The sequence below is a fragment of the Alteromonas sp. KUL49 genome, assembly GCF_006538345.1.
In the GTDB taxonomy this organism is placed as follows: Bacteria; Pseudomonadota; Gammaproteobacteria; order Enterobacterales; family Alteromonadaceae; genus Alteromonas.
Window position 1 is genome coordinate 145,100 of sequence record NZ_BJKL01000008.1, and the last position, 25,169, is coordinate 170,268.

The 25,169-nt window shown below is 43.4% G+C and carries 25 protein-coding genes; 14 read left to right on the forward strand and 11 right to left on the reverse strand.

Features of this window, described 5'->3' with window-relative positions; genetic code table 11:
- Nucleotides 1-30: 30 nt before the first annotated feature.
- The 8 genes from EYS00_RS14870 (at nucleotide 31) to EYS00_RS14905 (ending at nucleotide 7,348) form a co-directional block, all read left to right on the forward strand.
- Complete coding sequence (locus EYS00_RS14870) at nucleotides 31-915, forward strand: LysR family transcriptional regulator (protein ID WP_130638150.1); 885 nt, start codon at nucleotides 31-33, stop codon at nucleotides 913-915.
- Nucleotides 916-998: 83 nt separating this feature from the next.
- Nucleotides 999-1,619 carry a hypothetical protein gene (locus EYS00_RS14875; protein WP_130637993.1) on the forward strand — a complete coding sequence of 207 codons (621 nt, stop codon included), beginning with the start codon at nucleotides 999-1,001 and terminating at the stop codon, nucleotides 1,617-1,619.
- A 103-nt stretch (nucleotides 1,620-1,722) separates the two neighbouring features.
- Nucleotides 1,723-2,802 (forward strand): hypothetical protein, encoded by a 1,080-nt coding sequence (locus tag EYS00_RS14880; RefSeq protein ID WP_130637995.1) that lies wholly within the window; start codon nucleotides 1,723-1,725, stop codon nucleotides 2,800-2,802.
- A 493-nt stretch (nucleotides 2,803-3,295) separates the two neighbouring features.
- On the forward strand, nucleotides 3,296-3,877 hold the full coding sequence (locus tag EYS00_RS14885) for a hypothetical protein (RefSeq protein WP_130637997.1): 582 nt from the start codon (nucleotides 3,296-3,298) through the stop codon (nucleotides 3,875-3,877).
- A 13-nt stretch (nucleotides 3,878-3,890) separates the two neighbouring features.
- Complete coding sequence (locus EYS00_RS14890) at nucleotides 3,891-4,109, forward strand: hypothetical protein (protein ID WP_130637999.1); 219 nt, start codon at nucleotides 3,891-3,893, stop codon at nucleotides 4,107-4,109.
- Between the two features lie 4 nt (nucleotides 4,110-4,113).
- Nucleotides 4,114-4,980, forward strand: a complete 867-nt coding sequence (locus EYS00_RS14895) for an HprK-related kinase A (RefSeq protein WP_130638001.1) — start codon at nucleotides 4,114-4,116, stop codon at nucleotides 4,978-4,980.
- Nucleotides 4,980-6,101, forward strand: a complete 1,122-nt coding sequence (locus tag EYS00_RS14900; protein ID WP_130638003.1) for a nucleotidyltransferase family protein — start codon at nucleotides 4,980-4,982, stop codon at nucleotides 6,099-6,101. The genes EYS00_RS14895 and EYS00_RS14900 overlap by 1 nt, the downstream gene beginning before the upstream one ends.
- Nucleotides 6,102-6,205: 104 nt before the next feature.
- Complete coding sequence (locus EYS00_RS14905) at nucleotides 6,206-7,348, forward strand: glycoside hydrolase family 5 protein (protein WP_130638005.1); 1,143 nt, start codon at nucleotides 6,206-6,208, stop codon at nucleotides 7,346-7,348.
- 52 nt (nucleotides 7,349-7,400) lie between these two features.
- Here EYS00_RS14905 and EYS00_RS14910 read toward each other — a convergent pair whose 3' ends face one another.
- The 6 genes from EYS00_RS14910 to EYS00_RS14935 all read right to left on the reverse strand — a co-directional run bounded on the left by EYS00_RS14910 (nucleotide 7,401) and on the right by EYS00_RS14935 (nucleotide 12,488).
- A complete protein-coding gene (locus EYS00_RS14910) occupies nucleotides 7,401-8,018 on the reverse strand; it encodes a hypothetical protein (RefSeq protein WP_130638007.1) in 618 nt (205 codons plus the stop codon).
- Nucleotides 8,019-8,097: 79 nt separating this feature from the next.
- The gene (locus EYS00_RS14915) at nucleotides 8,098-8,526 is read right to left on the reverse strand and encodes a hypothetical protein (RefSeq protein ID WP_130638009.1); all 429 of its coding nucleotides are present in this window, start codon (nucleotides 8,524-8,526) and stop codon (nucleotides 8,098-8,100) included.
- Nucleotides 8,527-8,551: 25 nt separating this feature from the next.
- Nucleotides 8,552-9,148, reverse strand: a complete 597-nt coding sequence (locus EYS00_RS14920; protein WP_130638011.1) for a hypothetical protein — start codon at nucleotides 9,146-9,148, stop codon at nucleotides 8,552-8,554.
- 174 nt (nucleotides 9,149-9,322) lie between these two features.
- Nucleotides 9,323-9,772 carry a cyanase gene (cynS, locus tag EYS00_RS14925; RefSeq protein ID WP_130638013.1) on the reverse strand — a complete coding sequence of 150 codons (450 nt, stop codon included), beginning with the start codon at nucleotides 9,770-9,772 and terminating at the stop codon, nucleotides 9,323-9,325.
- 28 nt (nucleotides 9,773-9,800) lie between these two features.
- The gene (locus EYS00_RS14930) at nucleotides 9,801-11,531 is read right to left on the reverse strand and encodes a bifunctional protein-serine/threonine kinase/phosphatase (protein WP_130638014.1); all 1,731 of its coding nucleotides are present in this window, start codon (nucleotides 11,529-11,531) and stop codon (nucleotides 9,801-9,803) included.
- A 111-nt stretch (nucleotides 11,532-11,642) separates the two neighbouring features.
- On the reverse strand, nucleotides 11,643-12,488 hold the full coding sequence (locus EYS00_RS14935) for a formate/nitrite transporter family protein (RefSeq protein WP_130638016.1): 846 nt from the start codon (nucleotides 12,486-12,488) through the stop codon (nucleotides 11,643-11,645).
- 384 nt (nucleotides 12,489-12,872) lie between these two features.
- Here EYS00_RS14935 and EYS00_RS14940 point away from each other — a divergent pair, with 384 nt between their 5' ends.
- Entirely contained in the window at nucleotides 12,873-13,622 is a 750-nt protein-coding gene (locus EYS00_RS14940; protein WP_130638018.1) for an ABC transporter substrate-binding protein, read from the forward strand.
- Nucleotides 13,623-13,632: 10 nt separating this feature from the next.
- On the opposite strand, the gene EYS00_RS14945 is transcribed toward EYS00_RS14940, so the two are convergent.
- Both EYS00_RS14945 and EYS00_RS14950 read right to left on the reverse strand, forming a co-directional pair.
- Nucleotides 13,633-14,988 carry a DEAD/DEAH box helicase gene (locus EYS00_RS14945; protein WP_130638020.1) on the reverse strand — a complete coding sequence of 452 codons (1,356 nt, stop codon included), beginning with the start codon at nucleotides 14,986-14,988 and terminating at the stop codon, nucleotides 13,633-13,635.
- Between the two features lie 148 nt (nucleotides 14,989-15,136).
- Nucleotides 15,137-15,589 (reverse strand): Lrp/AsnC family transcriptional regulator, encoded by a 453-nt coding sequence (locus EYS00_RS14950; protein ID WP_130638022.1) that lies wholly within the window; start codon nucleotides 15,587-15,589, stop codon nucleotides 15,137-15,139.
- A gap of 136 nt (nucleotides 15,590-15,725) precedes the next feature.
- Here EYS00_RS14950 and cysK point away from each other — a divergent pair, with 136 nt between their 5' ends.
- Nucleotides 15,726-16,691, forward strand: coding sequence for a cysteine synthase A (cysK, locus tag EYS00_RS14955; RefSeq protein ID WP_130638024.1), 966 nt, complete (start codon nucleotides 15,726-15,728; stop codon nucleotides 16,689-16,691).
- On the opposite strand, the gene EYS00_RS14960 is transcribed toward cysK, so the two are convergent.
- From EYS00_RS14960 to EYS00_RS14970, 3 genes are all read right to left on the reverse strand, one after another.
- Nucleotides 16,688-17,629: a helix-turn-helix domain-containing protein gene (locus EYS00_RS14960; protein ID WP_130638026.1), complete on the reverse strand. Its 942-nt coding sequence runs from the start codon at nucleotides 17,627-17,629 to the stop codon at nucleotides 16,688-16,690. The genes cysK and EYS00_RS14960 overlap by 4 nt on opposite strands.
- A 138-nt stretch (nucleotides 17,630-17,767) precedes the next feature.
- Nucleotides 17,768-18,865 carry a glycoside hydrolase family 5 protein gene (locus EYS00_RS14965; RefSeq protein WP_130638028.1) on the reverse strand — a complete coding sequence of 366 codons (1,098 nt, stop codon included), beginning with the start codon at nucleotides 18,863-18,865 and terminating at the stop codon, nucleotides 17,768-17,770.
- Nucleotides 18,866-18,904: 39 nt separating this feature from the next.
- Nucleotides 18,905-19,906 (reverse strand): LacI family DNA-binding transcriptional regulator, encoded by a 1,002-nt coding sequence (locus EYS00_RS14970; protein ID WP_130638030.1) that lies wholly within the window; start codon nucleotides 19,904-19,906, stop codon nucleotides 18,905-18,907.
- A gap of 205 nt (nucleotides 19,907-20,111) precedes the next feature.
- On the opposite strand from EYS00_RS14970, the gene EYS00_RS14975 reads away from it, so the two are divergent.
- The 4 genes from EYS00_RS14975 to EYS00_RS14990 are packed head-to-tail and all read left to right on the forward strand — an operon-like array spanning nucleotide 20,112 to nucleotide 25,050.
- The gene (locus EYS00_RS14975) at nucleotides 20,112-21,488 is read left to right on the forward strand and encodes an MFS transporter (protein ID WP_130638032.1); all 1,377 of its coding nucleotides are present in this window, start codon (nucleotides 20,112-20,114) and stop codon (nucleotides 21,486-21,488) included.
- Nucleotides 21,478-23,808, forward strand: a complete 2,331-nt coding sequence (locus EYS00_RS14980; RefSeq protein WP_130638034.1) for a GH36-type glycosyl hydrolase domain-containing protein — start codon at nucleotides 21,478-21,480, stop codon at nucleotides 23,806-23,808. Before EYS00_RS14975 ends, EYS00_RS14980 begins: the two co-directional genes overlap by 11 nt.
- Nucleotides 23,805-24,335 (forward strand): gluconokinase, encoded by a 531-nt coding sequence (locus EYS00_RS14985; protein ID WP_130638036.1) that lies wholly within the window; start codon nucleotides 23,805-23,807, stop codon nucleotides 24,333-24,335. The genes EYS00_RS14980 and EYS00_RS14985 overlap by 4 nt, the downstream gene beginning before the upstream one ends.
- Entirely contained in the window at nucleotides 24,307-25,050 is a 744-nt protein-coding gene (locus tag EYS00_RS14990) for a sugar-binding protein (RefSeq protein WP_130638038.1), read from the forward strand. The genes EYS00_RS14985 and EYS00_RS14990 overlap by 29 nt, the downstream gene beginning before the upstream one ends.
- Nucleotides 25,051-25,169 lie beyond the last annotated feature (119 nt).

Here is a 25,169-nt window from a genome sequence, read left to right on the forward strand (position 1 = left end):
TAGTAATTCATGAGTTTAAGGTCTCAAAACGTGTTAGAGAGATTTCACCTAGAAGTTTTAGTCGCGATTAAAAAACATGGCACCTTGACTCGTGCAGCAGAGGCCCTTCATTTGTCGCAATCCGCACTCACCCACAGTATTAAAAAGTTAGAGGGGCAACTTGGCGTCAGTGTATGGCAAAAAGAAGGAAGAAACCTTCGGCTCACCGCCGCAGGCGAGCATATGCTTAGCTTTGCCTCGCGAATTCTGCCTCAGTTTTCACACATCGAAAGTACACTGAGTCATCTCGCTTCAGGTCAGATGGGCGCGCTGAGAATAGGTATGGAATGTCACCCGTGCTATCAATGGCTTTTGAGGGTTATCGAGCCATTCCTTAAAAAATGGCCCGACGTAGAGATAGACGTTAAACAAGCTTTCAAATTCGGTGGTCTTGCCGCATTACACAATTACGAAATTGACTTATTAGTTACACCTGATCCGCTATTCAAACCCAGAGTGACTTTTATTCCTGTGTTTGACTACGAACACAAGCTCGTAATTCCCGCGGACCATGCATTGGCAAATCAAGAAAGTGTAGAGCCAAACCAACTAGCGAGTGAAACACTGTTTACCTATCCTGTTGAACCACAACGTCTTGATGTATTCAGCCAATTTCTAAACCCCAAAAAATGTAGTGTTAGGCATCACAAAACCATAGAAACCACTGAAATAATGATGCAATTAGTTGCCGCAGGTCGTGGCGTAAGTGCTTTACCAGGCTGGCTTATTGAGGAATATTCAGAATCACTGGCGCTAAAAGGGCTTAAATTTGGCAAGAAGGGAATTCACAAGCAGATTAATTTGGGCGTTCGCAACGATGATATTGCGGTCAAATACATCGAAGACTTTATTGACATTGCCAAGAGCACAGGTTGAGGCAAATTTTCATATTGCAATAACCAACGCTGTTGGCAGAATAGAAACACCGCAGAACAACCCAGCAGCCAGGAGGGCGATCAGTGGCGCTAAAGTATAAACACTCTCCCATAAAATGGCGTGCAGTTTTTGCCGAATCTGCATTTATTGGCGCGAGTATTTTGCTCGCTTTTGGTCTCCAAGACTGGGATGAAGCTAAAGATATTGAAGAACGCACCCTAATCGCTTTGTGTAACGTGAAGTCGGAGTTGGCGTTTAACCGTGTATTACTAAAATCCGACTTTATGCCCCGCCAAGAAGGTATGCTGAGACTCAGCTATGCTGCAGTATCTCAACTTCAAGCACAGCCCGATACTAACCTTGAAGAAGCTCATTTTGAAAAAATGTTACTGAGAGAATCCTTACGTTATTCCGCTTGGACACTCGCCGGTGAATCAGGTTATTTGGTATATGCTAATTTTCAATTAGCTACGGAAATTGGTGCATTAATCGATTACCAACAAGACCGCTACCAAGTCATGGTTGATAGAATTAACACTGCAATAATGGACTTAAAACTCTCTACGGTAGAATCGTCACTGGATTACTATCTCTCGCTGTCTGCAATGATTGAAGAGTGGATAGCACAAACACAATATCTTGAGGGCAAGTACGACGCTCTTTTTGAGCGAGAAGATTTTATTGACCTTACTTGTGAAGACTAAAGCGTATTGACTGTTGCCGCACTTCAAAAAATTGCTAAACCTTTTAAACATAGTGCCGATATCAAAGCTACGGTGAGGTTTATGCTAAATTCTTGGTGCAATAATGATCATTCAAGAAGCTCAACTTACGTTTGATTACAACAGAGTTTATTCGGAGCAATTCTCTGCTTCTGAAGCACTTATTGTGCAATCTTCCCAACCTGCACCCACTGAAACCGAACAATCTACTCTTTCTACTTCTTTCCTTAGTATTGACACTGTCGAACTATCTGAACGGGGAGGCGAGGTTGTCGAAGAGTTTATGTCTAACCAACAACCTGACCGCCCAACTGATCAGTTCAATTTACAAGATGAGCAAAAGTCCCCCTCCCTTGACGCCGAGCTTTCGAAATTAGTTGCACTTGTAGAGAGTTTTACCGGCAAGCCCATGGCACTGTCTATCTATAACCAAAACCTTTCTCAACCTTTTGAGGAGGTGAACGTCGACAATTCAGCGCCGGAGATTCCCTCACAAATGGCGTCACTCATTTATCAGTACAAGGAAACCTATACAGAGCAGGAAAAATCCGTGTTCAATGTTTCGGGGAGTCTTACGTTTTCGGATGGGGAATCACTCAGCATAAATTTAGCTCAGTACACTGACAGAACTTATTTCAATGAACAATCGCTGTCACTGCAAATGGGCGAAGTTGAGTTGGTAGATCCCTTGGTAATTAACTTAGACGGCCAGACTACTCAGCTTACAGAGCGTAGTTATGAATTCGATTTAACGGCGCAAGGAGAAGACACATCGATTCACTTTGCCACAGGCCAATCAGGTTTTCTTGCCATAGATAACAATAGCAATGGCAACATTGACGACGGCAGCGAATTATTTGGCGCATTATCTGGAAATGGATACAGAGAATTGGCCGAGTATGATGATGATAACAACGGATTTATAGATGCCGGAGATGCAATATTCAACGATCTGCTATTCTTTCAGAAAGATGAGCGAGGCCAGGACAGGCTCTCTTTTTTATCCAGCATAGGGATTGGTGCAATTTATATAGGTTATCAATCTACCCCTTTGAATATTAAGGACGAAAACAACCAGCTTCAGGGAAAAGTAAGAAGTAGCTCCTTTTTCATTTACGGTGATAAAACTCTTGGAACGACTCAGCAAGTAGACTTAGTAGTTTAATCATGTATATCCAAAGAACTCTAGTAGTAGCAATAAGTATCACAGCAGTAATGTTTGGCATGAGCAAAGCATTAGCCGAATCGTGCGGAGTAAGGAGTTGTCTTGTTGCACAGCCAAAACAAAACGGCGGGTTTACGTTACATCTAGTGTCAAGAACGCGACAACCCATGATCTGCTATATTCGCTGGGAAAACACTATTCATATTGACCGTTTGTTTACACGAACTAAAGACGTAACGCTTGAGCCTGGATACCCGGTTTCCGGGGTTAGATGGCGTTGTGATTTAACCACCGAATGTAGTAATTGGATGAAAAACGCCGGAATTTGCAACGAGAATGCCAATAGCGGTGTGAACTAAGACAAGGTATATTCTAGCTAAAGACGAATATGTGATAAATATCTGGTTGAACTGATGTATTCGGTTAAAATATGGGTTACGCCAAGTCTTTGCATAGGTTATAATTTGGCCATATATGGCGAGGTACTGTGAATATGAAATCTGAATTTGAGAATAACCAACAGTCGGATAGCGTTACGCCATCGCGCAGAAAATTTTTGAAGCGCACGTCGGCGGGGGTCTTTTTAGCCAGTATTCCGGGTAAATCAGTGTGGGCAAGTAGCAACGGACTTATGGTGTCTGTGGTAGCCTCAGCCAACGGTTCAGGTTCGTCAATTATTCAAGACCCTATTCAGCTCGGTTCAGCAGGTTACTGGAAGAATCATTATTCGAGTTACAAGTCGTACAAGTTTAGTCAGATTTTTGGTGGTAAACCCATAAAGCGGAGTTACAAAACGTACGGCACTGACTACACATTGCAAGAAATACTCGATAATCCGGGTAGCGGAAGAAAAGGATACGGCGGTAAATCAAACGTAAACTATCACATGGTTGCAATGTATTTAAACGCAGCCCACTCGGGTGAGGTTTCAGGTATTTATTACCCCATCATAGAGCAAGGTGATTTTTATTCTTTGAACGAGTTCGCTGATTATCTCTATAACACCGGATACTCATCGCCAGACTCTTTCGGTCAAGAGCTCAGCGCTCTCATTGATGAATACAACCGGGGATAAGTAGCGTATTACGGTGCTAAAGAAGGAGATAACTGTACATTCGTTCCAAGATAACTCTGGTACCGTTTGTTTTAATGCTGTTACTGGACAATCCCTCGTTTTTGCCGTGGATAGCGCTGAATTTTCTGTGGCACTAAAACAAGACCAAGACACGAACTCACCCATGAGTGGCAGCAAACAACAGATACTTTCCACTTTACTCAAATATCAATTCATCGACGGTGCATTATAGGGATATGACACCCGATCGTTTTTTTCTCAATCTATCACCGTTCTCCTTCAAGATAACGAGCAACAATAGCTCAACCATAGAAAACTTGCATAGGCTTTACGGTAGTCGCCTTCAAAAAGACAATGGACAGATAGAGGATTATTCAGTGTCTTTGCGCAGGGCGTCAGGCCTAAGGCGCTACCTAAAACCGCAGGTTAAATTTTGCAGCGATACTCTCGAACCATTCAAACCCGTGCCAGCTAATCAAGGCTTTGCCGCATTGGAATGGGGGATGAATTGGGTTGTTGCTATGAACGAAATGCAACACGCTGTCATGCATTCTGCGGTCTTAGCCAAAGGTGAAGAGGCCGTGATTTTTCCAGCACCGCCGGGATCAGGAAAAAGCACCTTGACGACTTATTTGGCATTCTCTGGATGGCGCTTACTGTCAGATGAGATGGCGCTGTTTACACCAAATACTACTGTGGTGTCTCCATTCGTTAGACCTATATGCCTTAAAAATGCGTCGATTGACCTCGCCAAGTCTTGGTTTCCTAGTGGTGCTTTCTCAAGTATTGCGAAAGAGACTATTAAAGGTGACGTATGCCATCTCTCCCCTCCTCTTGAATCATGGGAGCAAGCGGGTAAAAAAGCAAAGGTTAAAGCAATTGTTTTTCCTCGCTACAAGAAGCACGCTGAGCTAGAAATTTACCAGTTAAATCAGCAGCAAGGTTTCTCGTCACTTGCTGAAAATGCATTTAACTTCGGTTTAACGGGCACACAAGGGTTTAATGCCTGTGTCCACCTTGTGGAACAATGTGAGTTATATGCGGTGACTTACGACAATGTAGAAGATCTCAGACTATTTCTTGAACAAGAGGTCATTGGCTAATGCTCACAGGTGCTACACTCGGTCAATTAATCATCAATATCTATCGCGACCCTATCGAGGCAATCTCACTTCAAGATAGCGACTGGGTACATGTTATTCGAGTATTGAGACACCACCAGCTTCTGGCACGATACTGTTATCTTTTTAAACAGCTAGATGTTTTTGACGGCTTAACTGACTACGCGAAACATCATCTGATAAACGCTGAAATATTAGCTCAAAAACAGAATAATCAAGTTATTCAAGAGGCAAAAGAACTAGCACAGATTGCTTCAGGTCATACTAAGAAATTAGTGTTCTTAAAAGGCACGGGGTACAGTCTCTCAAAGGATGAGGCAAGTAAGGGAAGAACTTACAACGATATCGACCTACTTGTTGAAAAAGACGCTATACAAATCATCGAGCGACGGCTAAATCTAAACTGTTGGATGTCTGAAACCATAAAAGACTATGACAAAAAGTACTATCGACAATGGGCTCATGAAATACCACCTCTACGTAATAATGCCAGAGGCACAGTCTTAGATTTACACCACAATCTGGTGCCCATAGTCTCCGATAGGTCTCCTGACATAAATGTATTTTTTGATGAGTTGGCAATAACTGACACCGGGCAACAAGTGTTGAGTCCTCCCGCTCGTACTCTGCACAGTATTATCCATTTGTTTTTTAATGAAGATGTACACAATGGGTTTCGAGATCTCACCGATCTTGACCTTTTAATAAAACAACATGGCAGTGCGGATTATTGGAAAAAGCTCAACAAACTCGCCAAGCAGTCTGGGTTCGACAAAGAGTTATGGCTCTGTGTTAACTGCTTATATTCATTACTTGGTACACCGCTGCCAACAAGTGAACTCGACAAGATAACCCAATCTGTTCCGCTAAAATGGCGCATCTTAAAGAGGGTCTACAGTAAAGCACTCATGCCCAACCACCCCACAACAAGAGTATTCAAACAAACTATTGCCTTGAACCTAGTTTTCCTCAGAGGTCATATGGGTAAAATGCCACTGCGTGTATTGTTTTATCATGCTGGACATAAGGTGTTTGGTGGGATAGCAAAGCTGCTTCTGGGAGAGAGTGTATTCGAGAAAACTCCAGACAAACCTCACCAATAACAACGCCGAAATAGTCGTACTTCTAAATCAGTTTGTCATACTGAATTCGCAACTTTCAACGCTACAATGTCAACAAAAAATTAACATCAAAGTGTTGGAAGAATATGAAGAAAAGTATCTATAAAACTGGGATATATAGAAGGTTTCGCTCACACGCTATGGCCTTCTCCACCTGTTTGTTGGTAACCGCTTGTGGTAGTAGTGGTGGTAGCTCAACATCGACACCGCCATTGTCAAACACGCCACCAACATCACAGCAGGAACAACGAATTGAATTACCCGACACAGAACAAAATAGTCTGGGTGATGCACTGTCTGCCAGCGATGCAGTGCAACAAATGGGTATTGGAATCAACTTGGGAAATACCCTCGACGCGCCCTTTGAAGGTGATTGGGCACTGGCGGGGGAAGAGTACTATATTGAAGCTTTTAAAAATGCCGGGTTCAAACACGTTCGTATCCCAATTACCTGGGGAAACCATGTTGACGAAGCAAGCCCCTATCAAATAGACGCGGAGTTTTTAAATAGAGTAGAAACCATTGTAAACTGGGTGTTGTCACGGGATTTAATTGCGATAATCAACGTACATCATGACGAATGGCTAAAGAGTGACTACGATAACGTCTCGAACTTAAATAGGTTCGATTCAATCTGGATGCAGGTGTCTGCTCGATTTAAAAACGCTCCTTCAAATCTAATCTTTGAAATCATCAATGAACCTAGAGGGCTCACAGAACCCCAGTTAAATGAGCTAAATAAACGAGCGCTGAGCATCATTCGCAACGAGACCAGTAATCGTTTAGTGATCTTTGCGGGTAATGAATGGTCGGCGATTGACCGCTTACTCGCTATTGATAATCCAGATCCCACAGACCCATTCTTAATCGGTAACTTTCATAGTTACGACCCTTGGGAGTTCGCAGGTATATGTACACAATCATGGGGAAGTAACTTAGATAAGCAAGATCTAAGAGACATCTATGTCCAAGCATATGAATGGTCAGTGGCTAACAATGTACCTGTGATTGTCAATGAGTTTGGCTCTGCTAAGTATGATTTCCAAAACCCAGAAAATGTATGTGACCAAAGTCAGCGTGAGGAATATTTGCGTACTCACGTTCAATACGCCTTTGAATTTGGTATTGCAGGCACCTTTTGGGACGACGGAGGCTCTTTTTCAACTTATGATAGAGCGACCGACTCTTGGGGCCCTGAAATGCTAATTCTTACGGGCAACCAGCGCTAATTTTTAGGAGAGTACACATAAAGTGTGTGCTCTCTGCGTTTGCCAAGCTGGCTCATTTTGCCGTTAAAAGAAAAATTCCTACGGCAAAGAAAACTTGTATACAAGCGAGTACTATCAGCTCGATACCTTTTTTATCTTGAGGTTCATTTGTCATGAGATACACATGAACAAAGTAGCTTACTGTGTAGGCTGGAATAGCCAGATAGCTTGCCGACTGAACCAAAATACAAAAAAGAACACAGGGGATTAAATAAAAGAAAAATGCCGTTAGTGGCTCGCACAATAATGCTTTTACAGATGTTATCACTGTATCTGTAAAAGACTCGTTGTTGGTTTGATAGGTAGTTTTAGTGGAGGGCTCAACCACATCGGGGGTGACGGAAGCAAGTTCAGTGACCAGTAGCAAACGAAAAGAGGACATTACATTGTCTGCATACGTATTGTCGTAACATACCTGAGAAAATTCATATTTAGCATTTCTTACAGCACTCAATAGGCTATTGAGATACTCCGCTTTATCCTCAGTCACCAGTACTCTAGGGATATATTTTTTGAGTACGAGATACAATGCATTATCAATGGCCATAGCATCGTCAGCTCTTTTACCCCGAGCTAATTCAGCTTGTTGAAGTTTAGCGGTTGCAAGCTGTGCTAAAAGTGATGACTTCAAAAAAGAGTCCGGAAGCGGATACTCCTTGTCAAGCTCAATAAGTGTTATCGAATCGGTCAATGGCAATTACCCACCTAAGTCATGTAGCCTCGAGCACCCTGTCTATTTCAGATTGGTACTGTTCAGCATCAAACACCAATGCAGGAAAATGCTTATATTCCCAATATAGGTCTTCGTCAATTTTAGATTTATCACTGCGATAAGGGTTTTCCCACTTCCCCCAACTCACATACTCGCTAAACATAGTGACTTCGCCTACCAAAAACCAACACTCTATGGTTCCGCAATCACACGCTAAAGGAAGAAACCGCCCTCCTAATTTACAAAGACCATGTTCAATATCTTCGCGTGTAAGTGCATTGGTATATGCACCGTTAATCGTATCAGTAAATTGAGATTCAAATGAGGCGACTAAGGCTAATAAAGGCTCGTCATCTACCATCACTGTGTAGTTATTGGGGTAGACAGATGATCGTGAGTTTTTCTTTAACGTGAGTCGATTAATCATTCCTACTGTCCCTATCTTCTGAACGCTAATGTTCGAACTGAAAGCACAAATGAGGCAGTGCAAGATCTAGAGGTGCCTCAGTGAATGCATTGATACCTTTAACACATCGTTCGGTATGACTAATACGGCCATCTCGTTTCTCTACCTCGTAGCGATTACAGCCCTCATGATCGCCGGGTACTAGGGCAAACACGATATCGCCGTTGTCATCTATGCGCTCAATATGATTGTAGCTGGGTTCATTGATTTCAGTTAGCTTAGTAAGTGCGGGCATTTCTTGGAGCTGCCTGTCGAATGAGTACACCGACAGCACTGTTGATTCATCATTGACACGCTTAACAACTAAGAGTTTCTCTTGTGGAGACAAAGCAATTTCAAGTTTGTCTTCACCCACAGAAAAGTCTAGCAACGGAGATTCATCTAAGACCAGTTGGAAAATTGATGCTTCTTTTGTTTCTCGTGACATAGTTAAGCAGAGCGTATTAACTGATTTATCCAGGCGAATACATTGATTAGCCTCGGATAGAACGAAGACGTCTTTTTCTCGTGGTGTTTGCGCCAATGCAGGTATGCTTGCCACAATCAATACGAGTGCTTTAGATAGTAGTGCTACTGCCTTCATTGATTACTCTTCTCTTTACCAAAGGTCCATTTGAATGATGGTCACTGACTTCTGCCAGTAGCCAGACATTTATAGTTTCACTAGTGAATTTTTAAGGCAAGTACAAAAGTTATAACTGATAGGTGGGGACAAGCTCTGGCTTGCACCAGAGCTTATTAATGTGAGAGGACAATATTAGAATGTTTTGTAGGGAAGGAATTTTCCTGAAAGAACCACATTCACTCTGTCACCCTTTGGATCTTCTTCTCGCTGAATATCCATTGAAAAATCGATAGCACTCATAATGCCATCACCAAACTCCTCATGGATTAATTCTTTAATAGTGGTGCCGTATACATTGACCACTTCATACCAACGGTAAATCAATGGGTCGGTCGGGATAGCGGTTGGTAGCGAGCCTTTATAAGGTACGATTTGAAGCCAGGCTACTGCTTCATCTGACAATCCAAAAATCTCGCCTACAATAGTGGCTTGTTCTTTATCAAGCGTCATTTGTCCCAAACATGCGGCTGTAGTCCACTCTTTTGATAACCCAATGGCACTTGCAACATCGGCCCATTTGATGCCTTTGATCACTTTCTGTGACAATATCTGCGCGGTAACTTCTTCTCGATTACTGATCATGGTATTTCCCTCTTCTGGATTGATGTATTTAATGTGCTAACAAGATAAGTAGCCCTACAACAGTTATTGAAAGAACCAATGAGAGGCTCTTCCAAAATAACAAAGGGTTTCGTTCTATTAACGGTGGTTTTGAAACACTCAAAAACTTACCGTTGGGGTAACGCAAGTCATGTATAAACTCAGACAACGCTTCGTATCGCTTAAATGGGTTGGGATGCAAAGCTTTCTTTAGCGTGAAGTCTATCCATGCCGGAATTTCTTTTTCTTCATCTAATACAGATTGATATTTCAACCGCCGCTGGCCGCCAATGGTTCGCGTTTTAGCGACGTTAGTTCCATAAGGAAATCGCCCAGACAGCATCTGATAGGTAATGACCGCAAGTGAAAACATATCAGAGCGTTGAGAAACCGGTTGACCAACAAAGTATTCTGGTGCGGTATACAGCGCAGTGCCCTGAATATCCTCTTGAGTCAAAGCAGTTTGCGCCTCAACTAATCCGGCTACGTGAACACCACCAAAATCTATGATTTTTACCGTGCCATGTGTATCTATCATGATGTTGTCTGGCTTTAAGTCTTGATGAAGAACTTCTTTGCGATGCAGCGCCTGTAAGCCCCGGGCTATCTGCTCCACGATTCCTCTAACTGTCTCGACACTGGCTTTGGGATTATCGAGTATCCACTGTTTCAACGTTATTCCTTCAATGTACTCGGTGACGCTATATAGATACTTTCTCTCCCGCTGTTGTATACCCGCTTTCATCACATGGGCGCTATTGATTCTTCGCGCGACCCACTCTTCTATCAAAAAACGTTCTAGGTAAGCAGGATCGCCCCTTAGTTCTACTGAGGGGATTTTGATAATTACGTTCTGACTATTTTCGATGTCCTTGGCCAAATAAACATGACTGCGACTGTTTGAGTGCAGCTCTCTTAATATTTCATGACCGTCGAAAAGCTGCCTGGGTTGTAATAGAGGAGGAAGTGCTAAACCATCAACCTGTGATTGAAGTGTACTTTCGTCAACGTCTGGAAGCTCCTCAACATGTGCGATCTGAATGGTGAGATTATCGTCGCTGCCATTTTTAAACGCCTCAGAAACAATAAGCTTAGCAGCGTGCTCTAGGTTACTGGGGTTAGCCTTTATTGCGGTAAGTAATGGCTCTGCGCCACAAAATTCATAGACACCATCTGTACACAGTAAAAAGTAGTCACCTTCCTGAACATCAATGGCGTGATAGTCAACCGCCACATGATCATTTACACCCAGAGCTCTGCTCAGGTAACTTTGAGACGAAGACGTCCAAGATCGGTGGTCCTTGGTGAGTTGTTCCAAGCGATCATGTCTGACACGATAGATTCGACTGTCTCCAACATGGAAAATGTGCGCCAGCTTAGATTTAAAAACGAGTGCGCTAAAGGTGCACACATAGCCTTTTTCTTTATTGTATTTAAAATCACTTTGTTGAGTTTGTGCATAGAGCCACCCATTAATAGATTGCACTACTTTGGTGCCCGATGTTTTTGCTGACCAAGCATCGGAGGTACAAAAATAATCGCTCAAAAAGCTTTTAACTGCAGTTTCGCTGGCGACTTGGCTAACACTGCTCGTGCTAATGCCATCGGCTAACGCCAGTGCAATACCTTTAATTTGTTTTTGTGTCGCAGGAGGTACAAGAGTGCCATGAAAGTCTTGATTAAGGTGCTTTTTACCTTTGTCGCTATACTGACCAGTTGTTATTTTTAGTTGTTTGGTCATACTTGTTGCCCTGAGGGTTACAGTTATGCGAAAACGGAATGGAACAGGGTGAGTTCAAGACTAAACCCCAATCAGCAAGTACGCCGACTGGGGTTTATATGAAAGTTTGGATTAAAGTGCTGCAATCGTTTCAGATTGTTCAGACGCTTTTTCTTTTCTTTCTTTCTTGGTTTTAACGTGCGTGTAGTAAAGCGGTAAGCCAACTAATAGGAAGCCACCAGCCAAGTTACCAAGCGCAGTTGGAATTTCGTTCCATAGGAAGTAGTCAACAATTGTGAAGTCACCACCCATGATCATTGAGAACGGGAACAAGAACATGTTTACGATTGAATGCTCAAAAGCCATGTAGAAGAACAACATGATTGGCATCCACATCGCCGCCATTTTGCTGCCCGCAGACGTAGAAATCATCGCGCCAACAACACCCATTGATACCATCCAGTTACATAGCATGCCGCGGATGAAAATAGTGAACCAGCCAAGGATACCTTGCTCTTTATATCCAAGCGTTCTTGATTCACCAATGGTACTTACTTTATCAGCAACAGCACCGCCATCAATTTGGTAACCGTACGTTAGAATGTAAGATGCAAAGAATGCGACAGTAAGTGCACCAGCAAAGTTACCGACAAATACCAATCCCCAGTTTCTGAACAACTCGCTCATTGTACAACCGGCACGCTTGTCGATAACAGCCAAAGGTACAAGAGTAAATACACCTGTTAACAAATCAAACTTCATTAGATAAAGCATGATAAAGCCCACGGGGAACAGGATTGCACCCACTAATGGATTACCCGTTTTAGTAATGACCGTAATAGCAAAGAATGCTGCCAAAGCCAAAATAGCACCCGCCATAAACGCACGGATTAATGTGTCTCTTGTAGACATAAAGATTTTTTGTTCACCTGCATCCACCATCTTCGTGGCGAATTCACTCGGTTCTAAGTAAGCCATGTACTCTCTCCTTATATGAGAATTAGCTAGTTGTGCGTTTTCAAAGCCAAAAAAAAACGCCCACACTTACCCGTCCTTTCGCCGGATAGTGAGAGCGCCTTTGCTCAACATTAATTACTTGTTGTGTGTGTTGCGTTAAGTTTTCAGATCACGGTTGACCCAAGAAACATTTAGCAACAATTAAACCAAAAATCAAAAACCTTTTAATATCATAAACTTAAGCGCAAACCACCAATTCTAAAGTACAGGTTTTGTCCGTTTATGGTGCATAGGAACGTATACAAGCGGTGCAAAAACGGAGAATTTTTAATCGATTCCACTTTTTGTTTCAATTGGTTAACATAACGCCAAGCAACCACAAGTTGTAAACGAAGGAAAAGCAGGATGTTCAGTGTTTCGGGTATCAAAAAGGCATGCTTTGCTGGACTAATGCTTTTAGCCACTCATAACCTTTGCGCTAGCGAGCCGCTTTACTATAACCTTGGGACCACTGGAAGTTCCGTACCCTATGAAAACGCGGTAGATGATGCAAGACCAGGAATATTCGTAGAAATCCTTCCGTTAATTATGGACCGAGCGGGTATAGAAACCAGCAAAGTGATGCTTTCAACCCAACGAGCCATGCGCGCTTTTCAAAACGGTGGACTGGATTTTGATTTCTTTAGTCCTAGTTGGCTATCTGAAGACGAAAAAAACCACGACTTTGTATTCACAGACCCGATATTAACGATAACAGAGTACTTCATCACACGCCCTGCGATGGCGCCTCAATACGCAAGTATCGACCACATTCACGGTAACATTGTTGGGACAATATCAGGATACGTCTACTTCGATGACGACAAGTTTGACCGACTGGATTTTTTGTCAGAAAAAACGTTAATACTTGGGTTAGGTAAAGGTCGGGTCGACATAGCTATCATGGAAGAAGCTGCAGCGAGATACTGGTCTGCCAAACACGGTATACCTATTACTTTTGGTCCGGTGCACACTACCGGTGAGATGGCACTTCGGTTACACAAAAAGCACGCGGATAAAGTCCCTCAAATAAATGCGATTATTGCGGAGCTTCACCAAAGTGGAGAATTTGACCGTATTATTCAAAAGTACGCCGACTTAAGTGGCGTACGTTAAATTCACCGTATTACTTTTCTGAATGCGTTTGATTTGATGGCTTGTTTGCCTTGTTGAATCGGCGTTTACTTGCCGGCTTGCGTCTCTGCTGAGTCGAATCACTCGTCGGTTTATTTCTGGGTTTCGATACGTTTCGTTTTGCGCTACGTTCAGACCCGTTTTCTGTTTTTACCTTGGGCTTTTTGGGCTTCTTAGGCTTTTTGGGTGCTGAAAGCTTAGTTACTGGTACGTGAACTGAGGGCTCAAAGCCTTCGACTTGCGTTCTGGGTAGAAGCTTTTGAATCAGAGTTTCTACATCTTTCAGTGATTGTAATTCTTCGGCACAGACAAACGAGAGTGCTTGACCCTGGGCACCGGCGCGCCCAGTTCGCCCAATTCTATGAACATAGTCTGCAGCGGTGTTGGGTAAATCAAAGTTTATAACTACGGGAAGTTCACTAATATCAATACCACGGGCAGCGATATCCGTAGCAACTAACACATCTATTTCACCCGATTTGAACCCTGCCAGCGCTTTGGTTCTTGCACCTTGGCTCTTATTACCATGTATTGCTGCACTGGGTATCTTTGCGCGAGACAACTTTTCGGCAATACGGTTTGCGCCATGTTTAGTGCGACTGAAGACCAAAACTTGCTTCCAACCATTTTCCTTAACAAGATGAATCAAGGCTTTTTGTTTTTGCGACTTATCAAGCTCGATAATTTGTTGAGCAATGGCCTCAACGGTCGTATTGGCCGGCGCGGTTGACACTTGCACGGGATTCTTAGTGATAGATTTGGCAAGGGTCGTGATATCGTCTGAGAAGGTTGCTGAGAACAATAGTGTTTGTCTTCGAGCAGGTAGAAGTTTAAGAATACGCTTAATATCGTGAATAAATCCCATATCGAGCATTCTGTCGGCTTCGTCCAAAACCAGAGACTCTAGTTGATCAAACTTAACGGCGTTTTGCTGATATAGATCGAGTAATCGACCTGGTGTTGCGATCAATACATCCACACCACCACGCAATGCCTTCATTTGTGGGTTAATGCCCACACCACCGAAGACCACAGCAATACGCAAAGGCGCAAATTCACTGAAGCTTCTAACATTCTCTTCCACTTGGGCTGCAAGCTCTCGAGTTGGCGTAAGAACTAACACTTTTACTCGATTCGAACGCGCCTTTTGGCCATCAAGCAAGCGGTGGATTAAAGGAAGCGAGAAAGCAGCGGTTTTCCCTGTACCAGTTTGCGCAGCAGCAAGAATATCTTTACCTTCCATGATAACGGGAATGGCTTTCTCCTGAATAGGTGAAGGCGCACTATAACCCTGCTTTTCAACTGCTTTTAAAATTGATGGGGCAAGGCCTAATGAATGGAAAGACATTAATACTCCGGAGAAATTGTTAGCTCAAATGAGGTAGGTAAAATGCGGCTTGGCAGACAGCTATGTTATCAATTAGCCAACTGCCTACAAACAGACGTTTAAATCGGCGCGCATGTTAACACCGATCTTGCATACAGGAAACCGCCTTCTACTTTACCGGCAACGCAGTTGTGTATTTAATTTGTTCCATCGCGAAACTCGACGTTACCTCAACAAGGCTAACTTGAGACACGAGCTTTTTGTAGAAATCGTCAAACGCTTTCATATCGCTCACAATCACCTTTAGCATATAATCGTAAACACCACTCATACGGTAAATTTCAACCACCTCTTCAAACTCTGCAGTTTGATTGGCGAATCCATTAAGCCATTCAAAGTCATGACTGCCGGTTTTCACCAGTACAAAGACTGTCATAGTTAAGCCTAGTGCCTCTGGATTCACCAAGGTAACTCGCTTTTCAATGATCCCCTTTTGTTCCATTCTCTGAATACGCTTCCAGCAGGGTGTCGTGGTTAATGATACTCGTTCCGCAATTTCACTTACCGACAAGGTGCAATCACTTTGCAATAGTCTAAGAATAGCTTTGTCTGTCGAATCCAAGATTAATTTTCCACAAAATTAAAATTCTATAGAAAAATATACCTCACCGAGTTGAATTTGTATAAAAATTGGTAACTTTTTTTCAAAGCTTCCCTGCCAAAATAGAGGTCAAGATTCACTATTGGCATTGACTCACATGACAGCATTAAAACAACTCGATACACAAGGCTTTATCTACGATGACATTACCCAAACCATTGGTAACACTCCCTTGGTAAGGCTTTCTAGAATAAAGCGTGACTTCTCACTCAACGCTAATATTCTTGCAAAAGTCGAGTACTTTAACCCCGCAGGCTCTATTAAAGACCGTCCAGCAATGGCAATGATTGATGCATTGATAGCATCGGACGTTTTTACTGATAGCACCGAGATAATCGAAGCAACATCTGGCAACAATGGTGTTGCATGTGCTTGGTACTGTGCGATGAAAGGCATACCGCTAACCATCGTAATTCCAGAACATATGTCAATCGAGCGTCGAAAACTCATCAAACTCTATGGTGCAAAGGTTGTCACCACACCAAAAGCCCTAGGAACGAAAGGGGCAATTGACCACGCGAAAACGCTGATTGCGCAGAATAAACACGCGGTCATGCTTGACCAGTTTGCTAATCAGGCAAATCCTCTCATGCACGCCAATGGCACAGCGAAAGAGATTTGGCGAGATACACAAGGCAATGTCGACATTATCGTTGCAGGTATTGGTACAGGCGGAACGATTACTGGCATAGCCAGTACATTGAGAGAATACAACCCCAAGATTCAAGTGATTGGGGTGGAGCCTGCATCATGCCCAGTGCTGACTAAAGGGTACGCTGGTGTACACAAAATTCAGGGGCTGAGCTCTGGCCATGTGCCAGATGTATTAAAAACATCCCTACTAGATGAAGTCATTGCTATTGAAGATGATCAGGCCATTGAATTTGCACGCTTGTTGGCGCGTAAAGAAAGTCTCCCTGTGGGTATATCTTCAGGTGCTGCGTTAAAAGCTGCGGTACAAATTAGTCAAAGAGCTGAAAATACTGGGAAAAACATAGTGACAATACTAGCAGACACCGCCGAGCGCTATTTTAGTACAGAACTCTTCGATGATGAGATTTAGTTGTTTCCAGTCACTCTTTTGAGCGAAACAGAGGGCGATTCACCAAACTGTTGAGAATATTGCGCAGAAAATCGTCCGGGATGAGTAATGTTAAAATGCTCGAACACCCCCGTGAGTGAATCAAAACTCCCGGACAGTATAGTTTGCCGTACCTCATTCACTTTTCGGTGAGTGAGGTATGATTTTGGCAGTACACCCAGCATTGACTTGAATGCATATTCCAATGTTCTTATTGAACAACAACTCGCCTTGGCGAGTTCAGTAATAGGAAGCGCCCGCTGGTCAGAATACTCACCAATGTATTCAATAGCACGCGATACCGTATCTCGACGAGTATTCACACTCATAGAAGCATTGGAGCACAAGATGTCTGAAAAAAGCTCTCTCAGTGCGTTAAAAAACATAAACTCAAATTGTTGTTTTTCAACAGGTGACATATCTCCACTCTTCAGGCTTAACTTCTTAAAGTAGTGCCGAACAAAACGCTTAAATTCATTGAGTTTGTGCAAGGGTAAATCACCATTTCGCAACGCCCTAGCTTGTATGTTGATCTTGGCAATTTCGTCGGCATCGAAATGTTGCTTCATAGCCGTAGTATTGAAACAGAAGGTTAAGGTTTCAGAATAGTGAGGGAACCAGCTAAAGGTCTCTTCATTTGGGCTAATAAAGAAGAGTTTGTTATCTATGATCAGTTTGCCGTCCACATAGAGCTCTACGGCATCGAAGGGTATTATCAAATAATAGTGATCTGGTTCGTTGCAAGCGTGATGTGATACGGCATTTTGAGTGTTGCGATAGCCGACCCAAAGGTTAGGCAACACCATTACCTGATGACGATTAATGAAATTTCCACGTTTTAATTGAATAGCATCCATGTCAACACCAACAAACATGTGTTGATATTCTTCAACAGATTGAAAAATTTCTATATTACTCACCACTCTACCGTGTAGTTAAGTGCAATCAAATGGCACGCCCAATCGAACACACCATTAGATCACACTACAGCTAAAATTTATTGATGCAGATCAACCAACATACATTCAATAACTTACAGCTTCAAGATGACGATTGTATTAATCAACAGTCGGCTTGTATTCCCCTTGAAATACTTGTTTAAAGAACACGCCTTGCTCGGTAGGTTCATATTCCCAATTGGAAATCATTTGCGGCGACCATTCTGGGTCGAAAACCCAGGCTATCCAAGAAATGCCTCGCTGTGTCATAAAGTCCATAATACGGGGGCCATAAGTACCATCGTTGTTAATAGTAGGAACATGAGCTCCAGGTGCAGACTCGTGAGACCATCCCAACTCAGTAGCAATCATGGGCGCTCGGCTTGCTACAAAACCCCATTGCTGTTGCCAAAGCATAAAGAAGTTTTCGGTAGTCTGCTCTTTTGGCTTTGCTTTTTGTGGATAAGGGTGAATAGCGTAAGCGATATTCTCTCGCTGAATTGGCATTTGCTTAACTGGCGACAAATCATAGGCCCAATTGAAACCAGCCACTAAAGGAATAACTTTGGTGTCATAGCTGCGAACAAGATCTATAACGTCTTCCATCATGTCACGCCAAACACTCCAATCTGCTCTACCCAAGCTATTGTTACCATTACCTATAAAGTCATTAGTAGGCTCGTTAAACAATTCATACACTGCCATTGTAGGAACATCTTGATATCTAAAAGCAACCTGCTGCCAGAACTGTAAAGTCTCGTTAAATGAGGTGTTATACATTGGATGTTGATACAGGTCCGCCTGCATATTACCAATAGAGTGCCAGTCAACGATAAGGTATAAATCAAGCGCATTCGCCCAGACCACAGCCTCGTCCAACATTTTAAAATAATCGCTTTTTCCTACACTCTTCCACGCCCCCGGATGAATGGGGAGACGAATGGTATTTGCCCCCCACTCGGCCACTTCTTCGAATATTTCCTTTGACCACTTACCCTGCTGTCTGAGTTTATCAGGGTCAGCAATACTCACGCCTTTGAACTCAAACGTTTGATGATTTTCATCAACAAACTCTGTCCCACTCACGGTAATGTGTTGTTGAGGTTTCAATGTCGAAACGTCGAACGTCGACGGGTAGGGCTCTGACCACCATGCGCTATCCTCGGCAACGACAGACCATGAGAAAATCATCAGTAAAAATATCGCGAGTTTTTTCATCTTTAGTTCCTTAGCTCAGTCTCACGGGCTTGTTGGTAATTAATTCAGAGGTTGTAGCGACGCTCTATCGATAAAGGTAGGCTCAAACGCACTGTCCTTTTCAGCGGTGTTGATGTCGTAAACCTCATTGAGAATCTTGCGGCCTGCAGCTTGGCCCATTTCAAAAATTGGATAGTCAACGCTGGCTAATTTGGGATAGGTGTATGACGCAATATTGGTGTTATCGAACCCGACAATAGACAGCTCATTGGGCAGTGAGATACCGGCGTCACGAGCAGCAGACATTACCCCACAAGCAATTTCATCGTTACCACAAACAACGGCCGAAAAGTTCACCTTGCGCTGAAGTAGCACGGCAAATGCTTCAGCACCGCTATCTTGAGTAAATTTGGCCTCCACCACTAACGATGGGTCGTAGGCAATACCTGACTGCTGTAATGCTTTACAATGACCGTCCCAGCGCTCCCTGGCATCATGTTTTCTCATTGGGCCACTGATATAGGCGATATTTTTATGCCCTCTGGCAATCACAGCTTGTGTCGCAGCAAATCCGCCTTGTTCGTTATCAAGGCTTATACAGTGCTCAGGGCATGTCGGCAGTTCACGGTTTAAAATGACTACTGGAGTTTTCCCTCGACAAAGCTCAGCAAGGTATTCATCACTCACCGCTTCCACATGCAGAACCAATGCATCGCAGTTCCTATCAATCAGAAATTCAATACCGTCTTTTTCCAGTGATGCATCTCCATGACCTGCGGTAACGATAATATGCTTCTTGTGCGCGCGCAGCTGTGTTTCGACAGCCCCGGTAAGGGTTCCAAAGAATCCACTGTGAAGTTCACTCACCAAAACACCCACGCAATCTGAGCGCTGTGAGGCCAAAGACTTCGCGATAGTATTTGGGCGATAATTAAGCTGATTCATGGCATAATGCACTTTCTCTTTGGTTTTTGCCGAAACATTCGGGTGATCATTTAACACCCGAGAAACCGTAGAAACAGCACACCCTGCCAATTTTGCAACTTGATAGATTGTAGACATTAAAAAAGCGCTTCCAATATTTTACTGTAACATCAAATTAATACTTACAGTCACATTACCAAATTTACTCATCTATACCAAGTCAACAAAATTAGGCCACTAGGGAAAGGTAGAGTTTTATCAAACACCATTGTTAATTAATTGTTGATCATATTTGCTTCTTTGTATAGATTAAATTGGAACCGCTTCCAATAAAAGAGCAATTATGAATATTCAGTCAAATTCACAAAACGCTGTGCTATCGGTGAAGGAAAAAGTAGCGTACGCACTAGGTGATACTGCAAGTAATCTTTACTGGCGTCTGTTTGATGTGTTTCTTTTCATTTTTTACACCGACGTTTTTGGTATTCCCGCAGCAACCGTTGGTACCATGATGCTTGCGGCTAGGCTTGTTGACGCGTTTTCTGATCCGTTCATGGGTGCACTAGCTGATAGAACGAATACGCGCTGGGGTAAATTCCGCCCGTACTTGCTTTGGGGAGGAATTCCCTTACTCGCTGCGGGTGTTCTCACTTTCACCGTGCCTGACTTAGGTGATTCAGGAAAAGTCATATGGGCTTATCTGACCTATATTGCCATGATGCTTGCCTATACCTTTATCAACGTACCTTATGGCGCAATGATGGGTATCATGACAGGTGACACTCAACAACGAACCACATTAAGTAGCTTTCGTTTTATTGGTGCATTCAGTGGCGGGACCATTGTTGCTTACTTTACCCCTTCGTTAGTGGAATGGTTAGGCAATGGCGATGTTGAGAGAGGTTGGCAGCTCACACTTGTGGTGTACGGCACTATCGCACTGATAATGTACACCCTGTGTTTCGCCGCGTGTAAAGAGAGAGTGCATGCTATTGCCCCGCAATCTCATTCACCTTTTAGAGATATCAAAGATCTACTGAGTAATAAGCCCTGGCTAGTACTATTTGTGCTCGCGTTAGTCATTATGCTGACCATTTCGATTCGGGCGAGTTCAGGTACCTTTTACCTCAAATATTTCTTGGAAAGAGAAGACCTGATCAGCAACTACATGACCCTTTACATGATATCGCTTGCGGTTGGGGCAGCTAGCACTCCCCTACTCACACGCTTCTTCGACAAACGTGTGTTACTCATTGGTTTAATGGTCGTAGTCGCTGTTTTAGCCTGTGCCCAATATTTTGTAGGTAAAGAGCAGGTGACCCTTCATTTCGCTATTCAAGGGTTGATTGGCTTGTGTCTTGGACCTAAATCGCCCTTGGTGTTTTCTATGTATGCCGATACTGCAGACTATTCTGAATGGCGCACGAATCGACGCTCAACCGCTATGGTATTTTCTGCCGCAGCGTTTTCACAAAAGCTCGGTGGAGCGTTAGCGGGATACATTATCGGTATGGTATTGGGAAGTATGGGATATATGCCAAACATGACCCAGTCTCCGGAGTCTCAGCACGGCATCATTTTACTGATGACAGTCATCCCCGGCGTATTTGCTTTGGCGGCAGCTGCATGTATTCACTTTTATCCATTGTCATCAGCTCAGCTTGAAAAAGTACAATCTGACTTGGCAAAGCGCAAATTAGAAGGCCAATATGACACCTAGCTCCTCTATTTTCGACATTGTTTCTGACAAACACGAAGTGAGGCTCAATAGCCCCACTTCACTGCCGGACGCCTGTGGCTTTTTGTGGAATCGTCATATGATGATTCAAATGAATTGTCGTGGCTATGCAAATGCTCAACATATGCAACCTGAGCCCGCTAAGTACAGTAAAGGGCCTTCGCTGGAAGCAACCACTTTCATGCAACCCGAGCATCATTATCACAGTGAGCACCCCGGCCGTTTCTTTTACGTCAAAATTGATGATAAGCCGCTATTTTCGTTGCCCTATGAACCAGTGCGAGCGCCCTTAAATTCCTTTCAATTTATTCATGGCAAAGACAGATTAGCTTGGGAGATACACCAATATGGTGTGAAATTCTTTATAGAATTAAGTTTAGGTGAAAGTGTTGCCGAGCACTGGCAACTGGGCATAGAGAATACAAATTCAGCGCCAGTATCCATTGAGATAGTCCCAATGTTCTCTATTGGCTATTTGAGCTGGATGAATCAATCCGCTTACTACGACAGTGACTTAAACAGTATTGTTGCTACCTCGGTAACACCTTATCAAAAAACCAAAGACTACGAAAAAGTACGTCACTTGAAGGATATCACGTACTTTGCGAGTGATACTCCACCGTATAGTTGGACATGTAACTACAAGAGCTTTATTGGCGAAGGGCACCTGGCAAATCCAGAGGGGCTCAAAAGTGATCGCTTAAACAATAAGATCGCTAACTACGAATTCCCAGTAGGTATTTTCCAATACAAAACTCAGCTCGATGCCAATGCATCAGACTGTTTTCGATGGAAATTTGGGGCGGTAAATAAAGTAGAAGACATTGAAGCTCAACTGAATTTTGACTTTACCAACCAACGGGTTGATATCACGAAAGATGTGCCTCCCACCGTCGCTATCAACACGCCCGATGAAGCCTTTGACGATATGGTTAACCGGTGGCTCCCAAGACAATTGGCCTATCACGGACAAATGCATCGCCTAACCACTGATCCCCAAACACGTAATTTCTTACAAGACAGTATGGGGTTAATCTACTTGGCCCCTGATGATGCAAAGAAACACTTTGTTATCGCTCTCTCTCAGCAACACACAAACGGCGCTATGCCTGACGGCATTCTGTTGCACGAAGAGGCGACGTTGAAGTATATCAATCAAGTGCCCCATTCAGATCATAACGTGTGGCTAATTTGGTTTATCGAGGTGTACTTGCGTGAGACCAATGATACGGATTTCCTCAACTACTCGGTTGGTTTTGGCAACAGCGAGGAAACTGCCACTGTCTACACCCATTTATCACGGGCAATGTCACACTTGCTGGAAAATCTAGACCACAGAGGGCTCAGTCTTATCAAAGAAGGAGATTGGTGCGATCCAATGAACATGGTGGGCAAAGATGGCAAAGGGGTATCAGCTTGGTTAACTATGGCCACCAGCCGAGCGTTATCGAGCTGGTCATCCATTTGTGCTCAACTAGGTCGAGATGAAGATGCCGAGCTATGGTCAGCAAAATCCCGTGAACTTAATAGTGCAGTTGAGGAGCACTTTTGGATTGGCGAATGGTATGCTCGAGGTATCACTGATAAAGGTCGTCCATTTGGTACTCATGCCGATGAAGAAGGAAAGATTTATCTTAACGCGCAAGGTTGGGCCATGCTTAGTCTTACACTCTCCTCCGACCGAGTGGCATTGTTGAACAAAGCGGTGAAAGAAAATCTGACCACGCCTTATGGCCCAATGATGCTGGCGCCCTCCTACACCAAAATGCACGAAGACATTGGTAGGCTTACGCAAAAGTCACCGGGAGTTTCTGAAAACGGTTCGGTTTATAATCACGCCGCAGCCTTCTATGCTGCAGGCCTGTATCGTCAACAGCAAAACGACCTAGCCTTCGACGTATTGAAACACATGATCCCTTCATCAGATGACGTTGCACAACGTGGGCAATTACCCGTTTATCTGCCAAATTATTACCGAGGAGCCTACTATCAATACCCCCACACGGCAGGGCGCTCTAGTCACTTGTTCAATACTGGTACCATTGCTTGGTTTTACCATTGTGTCATTGAAGGGCTACTAGGCTTAAGAGGTGGCAGTGACGGCCTATATGTTTCGCCACAATTACCCTCTGAGTGGACAAAAATAAGTGTTACACGAGTATTTAGAGGCCATTGCTACCGCATTAAATATATTAGGCATGACGCCACAAAAGAGAATTGTTGGGAAGCAGACGGAGAATCTGCGACCTTATCAAATCCACTACCTAAAACTGAATCGGTTATAAAAGTGTTCTTCTCATGAATAAATTAGGGACTCAAATATTGGTAATAGGCCCCAGTGGCTGTGGAAAAACAAGTCTAGGACAAGCGATTGCCCACGAATTAAATTGTAATTTTATCGATGCGGATGATGTCCATTCACAAGAAGCAAAAGAGTGCATGGAAGCTGGTATCCCTCTAACTGAGGAACAGCGAGCGCCATGGTTGAATCGATTGAAGGATATACTTCGAGATTCTGAGTCAGAAGGTAACACCACAGTACTTGCTGTGTCTTGCTTAAAACGAGCTCATCGCTCGTTACTGCGATCATCGGTAAGTAACTCGCTCTTCTTGTTTTTGGACTTACCAAAGGATGTACTTCAACAACGCCTCGAAAGCCGAGAAAGCCACTTTTTCCCTCCTGCGCTGTTAGAAAGTCAACTTAACACTTTGGAAAAGCCAGGATCGGAAGAGGATGTTGTCACATTAGATGGCACTCTAAGTGTAAAAGCACTATGTACAACTAGTATGGAGATAATCGATGAAATTAATCACAATCGGACTGTGTAGTGGTTTAATATTCACAGCCACAGCTCATGCGGATGTAGCACTTTTTACAGATAAAACACCAGTTATCGACGGTACAATATCTGCTTCTGAGTGGCCAGACAGCCCTTGGTATTCAATCGATCAAGTACTCATTGGTGGAGAATTAGCACCTGAAGACTTTTCAGGGAGATATCAACTAGCGTGGACGGAAAGCGCTATTTACCTTCGCGCAGAAATAAACGACGACCACTTAAGCGATACTTACCCAAACCCGGTCGAGAGTTACTGGGATGAGGATTGTTTAGAGATTTTTGTCGATGCGGATAAATCTGGAGGCGACCACACTGAAAATTACAATGCCTTTGCTTACCATTTGGCATTAGACAATCAAGTTGTTGATATAGGCCCCGATGCCAGTGGTCAGGTAAAACCGATGTTGTTTAACGATCACGTCACCAGTCGATGGACACGACAACCAATCCCCCCCTACTCAGTAGTATGGGAAGCAGAAATTCTTATTTACGGTGATGATTACACATATGGTGAAAACGCCGAGCCACTTGCATTAAAGGAATCCATGGCGTTGGGTTTTATGCTGGCATATTGTGACGCAGACGGTAAGAACAGAGAACACTTCATTGGCTCACACCCCATCACTCCAGTTAACGGGGATAAAAACTTGGGGTACAAGGATGCTTCAGTGTTTGACACCTTAAAACTTGCCCCCGCTAAGTAGCCATTATTACTCACCTCAACAATTCGCAATACGCATAAAGCAAAACAGGCTTCATAAGAAGCCTGTTACTTACTAGGGTACTCGGTGAGTAGTGTTGTTTTTATTCCTTGAGTTCTTTT